Source organism: Methanoculleus sp. UBA374 (genome assembly GCA_002508705.1).
In the GTDB taxonomy this organism is placed as follows: domain Archaea; phylum Halobacteriota; class Methanomicrobia; order Methanomicrobiales; family Methanoculleaceae; genus Methanoculleus; species Methanoculleus palmolei.
On the sequence record DAYL01000021.1, the window covers coordinates 1 to 8,709 of the forward strand.

Annotated in this window: 10 protein-coding genes; 4 read left to right on the forward strand and 6 right to left on the reverse strand. The window is 60.7% G+C overall.

All coding sequences use genetic code 11. The features are described 5' to 3' along the window. Window positions 1-170: hypothetical protein (locus BRA42_RS07070; protein ID WP_342679097.1), on the reverse strand; the 170-nt coding region annotated here is incomplete at its 3' end. Between the two features lie 388 nt (window positions 171-558). Between BRA42_RS07070 and BRA42_RS07075 the strand changes: the two genes are divergently transcribed. Beyond that, window positions 559-1,155, forward strand: a complete 597-nt coding sequence (locus BRA42_RS07075; RefSeq protein ID WP_292405290.1) for a hypothetical protein — start codon at window positions 559-561, stop codon at window positions 1,153-1,155. Window positions 1,156-1,232: 77 nt separating this feature from the next. On the opposite strand, the gene BRA42_RS07080 is transcribed toward BRA42_RS07075, so the two are convergent. Together BRA42_RS07080 and BRA42_RS07085 are read right to left on the reverse strand one after the other, a co-directional pair. Beyond that, entirely contained in the window at window positions 1,233-2,159 is a 927-nt protein-coding gene (locus BRA42_RS07080; protein ID WP_292405287.1) for a hydantoinase/oxoprolinase family protein, read from the reverse strand. Beyond that, complete coding sequence (locus tag BRA42_RS07085; RefSeq protein WP_292405284.1) at window positions 2,156-3,043, reverse strand: ATP-grasp domain-containing protein; 888 nt, start codon at window positions 3,041-3,043, stop codon at window positions 2,156-2,158. Before BRA42_RS07085 ends, BRA42_RS07080 begins: the two co-directional genes overlap by 4 nt. Window positions 3,044-3,126: 83 nt before the next feature. Here BRA42_RS07085 and surE point away from each other — a divergent pair, with 83 nt between their 5' ends. Continuing rightward, on the forward strand, window positions 3,127-3,918 hold the full coding sequence (gene surE, locus BRA42_RS07090) for a 5'/3'-nucleotidase SurE (RefSeq protein WP_292405281.1): 792 nt from the start codon (window positions 3,127-3,129) through the stop codon (window positions 3,916-3,918). A gap of 10 nt (window positions 3,919-3,928) precedes the next feature. Further along, on the forward strand, window positions 3,929-4,630 hold the full coding sequence (gene rpiA, locus BRA42_RS07095; RefSeq protein WP_292405293.1) for a ribose-5-phosphate isomerase RpiA: 702 nt from the start codon (window positions 3,929-3,931) through the stop codon (window positions 4,628-4,630). Here rpiA and BRA42_RS07100 read toward each other — a convergent pair. From BRA42_RS07100 to acs, 3 genes are all read right to left on the reverse strand, one after another. Further along, complete coding sequence (locus tag BRA42_RS07100) at window positions 4,619-4,999, reverse strand: ArsR family transcriptional regulator (RefSeq protein WP_292405280.1); 381 nt, start codon at window positions 4,997-4,999, stop codon at window positions 4,619-4,621. The two genes, rpiA and BRA42_RS07100, sit on opposite strands and share 12 nt — an antisense overlap. A 317-nt stretch (window positions 5,000-5,316) precedes the next feature. Next, the gene (locus BRA42_RS07105) at window positions 5,317-5,886 is read right to left on the reverse strand and encodes a TATA-box-binding protein (RefSeq protein ID WP_292405278.1); all 570 of its coding nucleotides are present in this window, start codon (window positions 5,884-5,886) and stop codon (window positions 5,317-5,319) included. 42 nt (window positions 5,887-5,928) lie between these two features. Beyond that, entirely contained in the window at window positions 5,929-7,827 is a 1,899-nt protein-coding gene (acs, locus tag BRA42_RS07110) for an acetate--CoA ligase (RefSeq protein WP_292405276.1), read from the reverse strand. A gap of 353 nt (window positions 7,828-8,180) precedes the next feature. On the opposite strand from acs, the gene BRA42_RS07115 reads away from it, so the two are divergent. Beyond that, window positions 8,181-8,609: a pyridoxamine 5'-phosphate oxidase family protein gene (locus BRA42_RS07115; RefSeq protein WP_342677939.1), complete on the forward strand. Its 429-nt coding sequence runs from the start codon at window positions 8,181-8,183 to the stop codon at window positions 8,607-8,609. Window positions 8,610-8,709: the final 100 nt, after the last annotated feature.

Genomic DNA, 8,709 nt, shown 5'->3' on the forward strand with positions numbered 1-8,709 from the left:
CTGTTGATGAATTCATGGGCGTAGGTGCCCTTGGGGCATACCCTTCCCTCGTTGACCGGGGAGCGGGTGTAAGGTTGTGTGCCGACAACCTTCCCGTCCCGGACGACGAGGTTGAAACTGCAGCCGGTACCGCAGTAGGGACATGTTGTCTGTACGTACTTGAGATCCATGGTAAAAACCTCGGATACACTAATATAGACAATTGAAATATTTAACACTAGTGCTTAACAAGCGATTTTTTGATGAATAAGTGTGGGTTGTGTGCCCCCTTCACTCCGGGGGGTGGGTGCACTTCCCGGGATTACCGACCGGATCAATATTCGGGCCTGCCATCCGGGCCCATAGACCCGGACGCTCACAGGGCGCCGCCGTCGAGCGGTTCTCCTGCCCCGGTCCGGAGCAGACTTCGATGAAGGCAGTTTCGGGAGGCACGCCCCCGGAGCACCGGACATGAGGGCCCGGGTCCTCGCTATGCCGGCCGTTCTCTTCGAGGAATGGGGTTATTATTGGTGGCATACCATACTTTTCACACAGTTCCACAGGGGAGCAACCACCGTGATGAAAAAACTGCCTGTCCCGCCCATGCTCGTCGACCTGGTGGGAAACGCCCTGACGTCAATGGACGGTGTCGAGTTCACCGACCTCGCGGCCTGCCCGTCGTGCGGCGGTCCGGTGACGGGACATGACCTGCGGGAAAAACGGTTTGCCGTCCTGCTCGATGACGGAAAAGAGCGCACCATTCGGGTCAACGTGAAGCGGTTCTACTGCCGGCAATGCAACGCTCTCTGCTATGCAGACGCGCCGTTCTACCCCGACACCCGCCTCGCATCGCCCATCGTCGACCTCTGCGTCGTTCTTGCGCAGCAGATGCCCTTCAACCGGGCGGCACACTACCTCCGGGCGATGGGGATCGTCGTCGACCGGGGGACAATCCGGAATTACGCCTCCCGCGACTTCGGCGCGATCCCGGCAACAGAACTCTTCGGTCTTCCCCTACCGCTCTCCCTGCTGAACCTCGCCACCTTCGCCCTCGACCGTGAGCGGCGTCCCATCGTAGGGGCAGAAGCGCTCGCTGCCTGTGGTTTCCCACCCGCAGACCGGACAGCGCTTCACAACAGGAGTGCGCCCGAACAGCGGGATCAGTGGTATAACTAGGAAGAGGAAGAAGAACGGAAACCCGAGAACAAACGACGCCGCCGTGATGACGACCGATGCCGCGAGCAGAACGAGGGTCAGTCGGAAGCGGTTTGCCGTAGCGCCACCTCCCTCACCGCATACGCGGGCAGTGCATCCGAGAACTCTCCGAGTTCCTGTTCCAGCATGATGCCGTCCAGTTCACGGGCGAAAAGGTCCGCTCCTATCCCAGCCGTGATCACCTGCTCGGCGCCGCTCCGGAAGAGCGCACGCCCCACTGCACGGACGATCAGCGTTCTCTGGGCCTCCCAGAACTGCCTGGCCACCTGGAGGGCCCCGGACTCCCCGATCTCGTCGAGATCGGCGCAGACGACCCTGGCAAGCCTCCGGAGCGCTGCATCGGCGGTCTTTGCACCGTTATCCGGAGCCGGACAGGTATAGTCTTCCGGAGCGATATGGCCGAGCACGAGATGCACATCGGCGCTTGCGGCGAAGTACTCGGTGCTCACCGGGGTTACCGTTCCGTCCAGCATCACCGACGACAGGATTGCGGCGACGTTCGTCCTGAGCATGCCGGTATAGACGAGATACTGTTTTTGCAGCCGCCGGGTGTCGGTCAGCCCTTTGAGACTCTCGAAGGAGTTGAGGGGAATGACGTCGGCAGTGGTGCTCCCCACGTCGAGGAGCACCGCATCGGCGTACTCTTCGCGCAGGTAATCCGCCGACGCCAGCCAGTTCGCAGCGGCAAGGTCCGGGACCGGCCGGGTATGAAACGCCGCGTCGGTGCCGTAGAAGGCGGCATCGGGGATGACCGCATGAACGGTCCCGACGATCCATTTGATGCCCTCAATCTTGCTTGCAAAACAGTCCGCCAGTTCTCCGCTCATCACCACGGCGGCGGGTTCCGCGTAGGGTTCGAGGAGTGCGGCAAGCGGGGCGCCCTGCCAGAGCGGGCAGTAGTGGATGTGCACACCGGCGTCGTCGACGACCTTGAGGTTCGCACCGCCGATATCGATGCCGATCATGGCCGGCTGATCCTCCCGTCCGTGTCGAACCGCACCCTCCCGGAGAGATGGACCTCCGTCGGTCTTTTGCCGTGGGACGCAGCAACAAGGATATCGGCGATCTCCTCCTCCATGACGGCTGCGATGCCGACCAGGCTGGTCGTAGGTCTCGGGTTGACGTCCACTACGTAGATGCGGTCTTTGACGATGACATCGATCCCGGCATATCCCTGGCACCCGAGGATGTTCAGCGCCCGGACGGCCGTGGCGACGATCTCTTCCTCGCGCTCCGGGTGGACGGGCGTCTCGCCCCCGAGATACTGGAAACTCCCGTCTTCTGCGACGGCGATCTCCTGCCGGTTGACGGCGAGCAGGAGCGGGGGGTTGCCAGAGTAGAACTCACAGACGTCGCCGGTCACCCGGCTTCCCACAAGACTCACGCTCAGCGTCTCCCCCTCGATATATGCCTGGGCGAACTCGCCGGCACCCGGCTCCCCGTCCGTCAGCCGGACCCCGCGGGCGCCGCAGCCCATGATCGGTTTGACCACCTGTCTCCCTTCACCGGCATCGGGGGGGACCGCAACCCCGTTCCGGGAGAGGATTGCCGCTGTCCGTTGTTTGTTTGCGCAGACAGCCACATTCATACTGCCGCATCCGACGTTGTGAGTGAACTGTTCGAGGAGGTGCGTGTACCGGAAAAGGAGGTGGTCCGGTGCAATGACCAGCCCTACGTCGCACCCGGGCGCGAGCCTCCGGATCTCCCCCTCGAAATCGGGTCCCTCCGGGACCACCACGTCGTAGCCGCACCGGGCAAAACTCTCGCTCAGCGTGGCGAGCATGGCAGCACCCTCAGGCGCAAGGTCGGGGTCGTTGCATACGGAGTATTCGGCGAGAAGTGCCTTCATCGTAGTACAAGGTTGACCGCCGGAGACTTGACCCTGACGATCGGGCAGGTTTTTGTGACTCAGGGACCATCCTATAAACAAGGATGAAACAAAAGATTTTGCTTACCAATGACGATGGAATCACGTCTGCGGGGCTCTGGGCGGCGTATGATGCGCTTGCGCCGATCGCCGACGTCACCGTGGTCGCGCCCGCCACCCAGCAGAGCGCCGTGGGGCGATCGATCTCCATCTTTGAGCCTATCCGTGCAACCCGGGTGGCGATGAACGGGGTGCCGGCATACTCGGTCGGCGGGAAACCAACCGATTCCGTGATCATCGGGCTGTTTGCCCTGAACCTGAACCCGGACCTCGTCGTCAGCGGCATCAATATCGGTGAAAACCTCTCATACGAGTCCATCATGACTTCGGGGACCGTCGGGGCCGCGCTCGAAGCGGCCAACCAGGGAGTGCCGTCCCTTGCCTTCTCGTTGCAGGTGGAGGACCAGGGCGATAAGTTCGACGATCCATCGAAGATCACGGATAGGTTCTCCGATGCAAAATTGGTGGTCCGCGAGATCTGCGGTAAGATTCTCGCAAACGGGTTCCCGGAGAATGCCGACGTCATCAACGTGAATATCCCGGCATCGGTGCGCGGCGGTTACGAGATCACCCGCCTTGCCGAGAAGCTCTTCTACACCGGCGTGGAGAGGCGCCTCGACCCTCGCGGGCGCCCCTACTACTGGATCGACGGGCCCCTGCACGAAGATGCGGAGGAAGGGACCGACGCGCACGCGGTGCAGAAAGGCAACGTCTCCATTACGCCCATCACGCTCGATTGTACGGCATATCGGGCCGCAGATCGCCTCAGGAGGATCTTCGGTGGAACGGATATCTGAAGAGAGGACGATGAGTACGGCGATGATTGCAGCAGAGGCGAAGCGGAATGCGGGGTATCGGGCAGCCGGGGCGGTCGAAGACGGGATGGTCGTCGGTCTCGGCACCGGGTCGACCGTCTTTTTTGCGATGGAGCGGCTGGGGATGCGGATCGCCGGAGAGGGTCTGTCCATCGCCGGCGTTCCGACATCCTACCAGGCGGCCGTCCGTGCACACCGGTACGGCATCCCGCTCACGAGCCTCGACGAACACCCCGAGATCGATATCGCCATCGACGGGGCCGATCAGGTCGATCCGGATCTTTGCCTGATCAAGGGACGCGGCGCGGCGCTCCTCCGGGAGAAATGCGTGGCGGACGCATCCCGAAAGGTGCTCATCGTCGTCGATCCGACGAAGATGGTCGATACCCTGAGTGCACCCGTCCCGGTCGAGGTGCTCCCGTTCGCCTCCGCAGGCGTCATCCGGCGCCTCGCTCTCCTCGGCGCCGAGCCGGTTCTCCGGGACGGCGTGAAGAAAGACGGCCCGGTTGTTACCGACAACGGGAACTTCATCGTTGATTGCGACTTCGGAGCGATCAAAAGTCCCCGGGTCCTGGAAAGAGAGATAGCCGCCATTCCCGGCGCGCTCGAGTGCGGCCTTTTCACGGCATACGGAGAAAAAATAACGGTTATTGTCGGTGAGGAGAAGGGTTGCCGCGTTGTGTCATTGCAATGAGATGCATTCCCGCATCTTCTGAATGAGGTCCAGCTGGTGCCGGGCTTCTTTTTTCTTTTCCTTCTCGATTGTATCCATGATCTCCGTTATCGGACGGGAGAGCGTGTAGATCTTCACCGGCCGCCCTTTGCTCTCCGACTTGCTCTCGCGGGTGTCGATCCAGTTGCACTCCTTGAGGTAGCGCATGGCGATGCTGACTTCAGGCTGGCGGAGATCGGTGCCCCGCTCGATATCGCGAGAGGTTGCTTCATCGGTGTTCGCAAGGTATACGAGCACTTTGGAGACATTCCTCTTGATACCGATACCCATGAGAAGTTCAGCGAGTTCTTCATCGCGTGGCGTAAAATACTGTATCTTGTCGGACCTCATCCGTTCACCATCAGATGATATCTATTGTTTTAAATCTGACTATAAAAATATTATTATTTCAATAGGAGATTTTGCGATTGTGGTTGTTTTAAGAGAATCGATGGAGCAATGGGTTGACGATAATTATCCGTTTCCTTACCGGATCATGCCCCCTTCGGCGATGAGGAGGTGATCTCCGGGAGAGAGAAGGAGTCCGGCTGGTTTACGAACCGGGGCCCAGCCGCCCGAGTCCCGGCCTCCTCTCACTTTCATACCGGAGAAGAGGGAATAACCGGGGGTCCGTACGACCAAAAAAAAGAGAAGGATATTTTATAGGATTAGATGAGCCCGAGACTGGAGAGTTCGGAGAGGATCCGCTGCACCGCACGCCTGGCGTCTTCGGGCACCTTGCCGCCGGTGATGATCAGTTTGCCGGACCCGAAGAGGAGAACGACCACCTTCGGGTCGTCGAGCCGGTAAACGAGCCCGGGGAACTGTTCGGGTTCGTATTCGATTTTGTCCAGGTTGAACCCTACGGCAATCTTATTCAGGTTGATCGGTGTCCCGAGGTCTGCCGATGTGACGATGTTCTGGACCTTGTAGGTCAGTTTTTCAGGTTCGGGGATATCGATACCGAGTGCCCGCAGGTGCTCGCCGAGGATCTGCAGGCCCCGCGAGAGGCTGTCGATGCTCTTCGCACCGGTCAGGACGACCTTGCCGGAGCCGAAGACGAGTGCGGCGATCTTCGGGTCCTGCATCCGGAGAACGACGCCGGGGAACCGTTTTTTATTATATTCCGCGTCCTTCAACTGGGAGGCAAGAGAGGGGAGATCAAGCGAATCCGTCACTTTCGCGGAAGCGACGATATTTTCTATCTTGAGGGACTCCTCTGGTTTACGCTCATTCATATATATATCATGCTTAAAACAGTATATAAAGGGGATGGTTATTTATTCCTCCAGGGTCGATGTATCGCCGGGGTCCATACCCAGTTCCTGCGCTTTTAAGAGCCGCCTCATGATCTTGCCGCTCCGGGTCTTTGGGAGCGACCGGACGAAGTCGAACTCGGACGGGATGGCGATGGGCCCAAGTGTCATCCGAACGTGGTAGACGAGGTCGTTCTTCAGTTTCTCACCGGGTTCGCAGCCGTCTCTGAGGATGACGAAGGCCTTGATGGTGTTCCCCCGCAGGGGGTCGGGTTTCCCGATCACGGCCGCTTCCGCCACGGCTGCGTGGGAGACGAGCGCGCTCTCGACCTCTGCGGTGCCGATGTTGTGCCCGGCGACGACGATCAGGTCGTCGGACCGGCCGAGGACCATGATGTAGCCGTCTTCATCCTTCACCGCAAGATCGGCCGCCGTGTAGCATCCGGGGATGGTGTTCCAGTACTTGCGGTAGCGTTCGTCGTCGTTCCAGATCGTCCGCATCATCGACGGCCAGGGCTCCCTGACGACCAGGAGGCCGCCGGTGCCCGGCGGGACCGGGTTTCCGGCCGCATCGACGACGTCTGCGACGACGCCCGGGATCGGCCTGCCCACGAATCCCGGGCGCATGGGTTCGCCGATCGTCGTGGTCAGCATATGCATCCCGGTCTCGGTCTGCCACCAGGTATCCATGATCGGGCACCGCTCTTTTCCGATGGTGCGGTAGAACCACTCGAAAGCCTCGGGGTTGAGCGGTTCGCCGACCGATCCGAGGATGCGAAGCGACGAGAGGTTGTAGCGGTTCGGCCACTCCTCGCCCACCCGCATGAACATCCGGATGGCGGTCGGGGCGGTGTAGAAGATGGTGACGCCGTACTCTTCGATGAGGTCCCAGTAGTTGCCCGGGGTCGGGTAATCGGGGGTTGCCTCCGCAAGGAGGCAGGTGGCGCCGTTCAGGAGCGGGCCGTAGACGGCGTAGCTGTGACCGGTGATCCAGCCGGGGTCGGCGGTGCACCAGTAGACATCGCTGTCCTTGACGTCGAAGACGTACTTCGTCGTGTAGTAGGTCCCGACCATGTAGCCGCCGCAGGCGTGGACGATGCCTTTCGGGGTCCCCGTCGTGCCGCTCGTGTAGAGGATGAAGAGCGGGTCTTCGGCGTCCATCGGTTCAGCCGGACATTCCCGCTCCGCGCCGTCCATCAGGTCGTAATAGTCCACCTCCATCTCGGGGTGGAGTTCCACGGGCTTATCGGCATCGCGCCGGAGAATGACGATCCGCTCAACGCTCGGGGCGTTGACGACCGCCTCTTCTACGATGGTCTTGAGCGGGATTGCCTTGCCGCGCCGGTAGGTGAAGTCGGCGGTGACGACCACCTTCGCGTCGATGCCCCGGATCCGCTGGTTGAGGGCGCTGACGCCGAACCCGCCGAAGACGACCGAGTGGACGGCGCCGATGCGGGCGCAGGCGAGCATCGCGATGACCTGTTCGGGCACCACCGGCATGTAGATGCAGACCCGGTCGCCCTTCCCGACGCCGAGGCGCTTAAGACCGTTCGCGAACCGGGAGACAGCCTGCAGGAGCTGGCGATAGGTGTAGGTCCGCTCTTCGTCCGCAGTCTCCCCCCGCCACAGGATCGCAACCTTGTTCCGCCGCTCGCGGTGGGCGTGGCGGTCCAGGCAGTTGTGTGTGATGTTGAGTTTCCCGTTGACGAACCACTTTGCGTACGGGTATTCCCATTCCTTCACCCGGTCCCAGGGCTGGAACCATTCAAGTTCCCTCGCGATACAGTCCCAGAACCCATCGGGGTCTGCCAGGAACTTCTGGTAGGTCCGGTTGTAGTCACCGATCCAGGAGCGCTCCTTGCAGCTGGCCTCGGGAGAGTAGTACTTCGCCTCCTCAAGTTTGACGTTGAAACTTTCAGCCATTCAGGCACCCCAATTATACATTATTAATAATGTATAATATATCAACATTCTGGTCGGTGGGGGTGGGGCAACCACCACGGCGCCGGGAGAGGCGGTGGATACGCCGGAACGTGAATTTCCCGGGGGACAGGGGGGGCCGGGTGCGGTACCTCTCTTCACTCAATAGATTGGCTTGCAGAAGGAACCATCTCCGGCCCCTTTGCCGGTCTCCGGGTCTTATGCGTGCTGGAACCGCAATAGCAGACGCCGGAGCCGGGGGACATGAGGTGAAGACGATAACCGCCGGATGAGAGCAGGGTTCCGGCGGTGATTATTTATTACCCTTCGCAGAATGTAACAATGGTGATGGATGAATGAACTTTGAAGAATGCATCCGTTTTGCAAACAAAAATCCGGTCGCCTGGGTGGCGACGACCGACGGAGACCAGCCCCGTGTGCGGCCTCTGCAGATGTGGTTTGCCGATGCGACCGGGTTTTACTTCCAGGTCTGGACGATCAAGGACATCTACCGGGAACTCACGAAGAACCCCCGCGTCGAGATCGGGTTCTTTGACCCTGAAAAAGAAGGGGGAACCGTGCTCCGTGCGGCCGGCCCGGTCGAGTGGGTGGACGACCCCGCCCTGAAACGCCGGTCCCTCGAAGACCGTCCCTTCCTCGTCGATCTCGGCCTGACGCCGGAGAGCCCCGAGCTGGTCCTTTTCCGCCTCGCGAAGGGGGAGGCCTACACCTGGACGCAGGCAACGAACCTGGCGCCGAAACAGAAGATCCGATTCGGAGAGTGAAGAGGGTCGGCAAGGGGGACCGTCACGACGACGGCTTTGAACTTTCTGCCTCCGGACTTTCCGGTTTTGAACTTTCCGTCTCCGGATCTCCCGGTTTTGA

Bases quoted from the DNA above. Each gene is read 5' to 3' on its own strand.
- BRA42_RS07075 (WP_292405290.1), top strand. From the start codon at position 559: ATGAAAAAACTGCCTGTCCCGCCCATGCTCGTCGACCTGGTGGGAAAC.
- BRA42_RS07080 (WP_292405287.1), bottom strand. From the start codon at position 2,159: ATGATCGGCATCGATATCGGCGGTGCGAACCTCAAGGTCGTCGACGAC.
- BRA42_RS07085 (WP_292405284.1), bottom strand. From the start codon at position 3,043: ATGAAGGCACTTCTCGCCGAATACTCCGTATGCAACGACCCCGACCTT.
- surE (WP_292405281.1), top strand. From the start codon at position 3,127: ATGAAACAAAAGATTTTGCTTACCAATGACGATGGAATCACGTCTGCG.
- rpiA (WP_292405293.1), top strand. From the start codon at position 3,929: ATGAGTACGGCGATGATTGCAGCAGAGGCGAAGCGGAATGCGGGGTAT.
- BRA42_RS07100 (WP_292405280.1), bottom strand. From the start codon at position 4,999: ATGAGGTCCGACAAGATACAGTATTTTACGCCACGCGATGAAGAACTC.
- BRA42_RS07105 (WP_292405278.1), bottom strand. From the start codon at position 5,886: ATGAATGAGCGTAAACCAGAGGAGTCCCTCAAGATAGAAAATATCGTC.
- acs (WP_292405276.1), bottom strand. From the start codon at position 7,827: ATGGCTGAAAGTTTCAACGTCAAACTTGAGGAGGCGAAGTACTACTCT.
- BRA42_RS07115 (WP_342677939.1), top strand. From the start codon at position 8,181: ATGAACTTTGAAGAATGCATCCGTTTTGCAAACAAAAATCCGGTCGCC.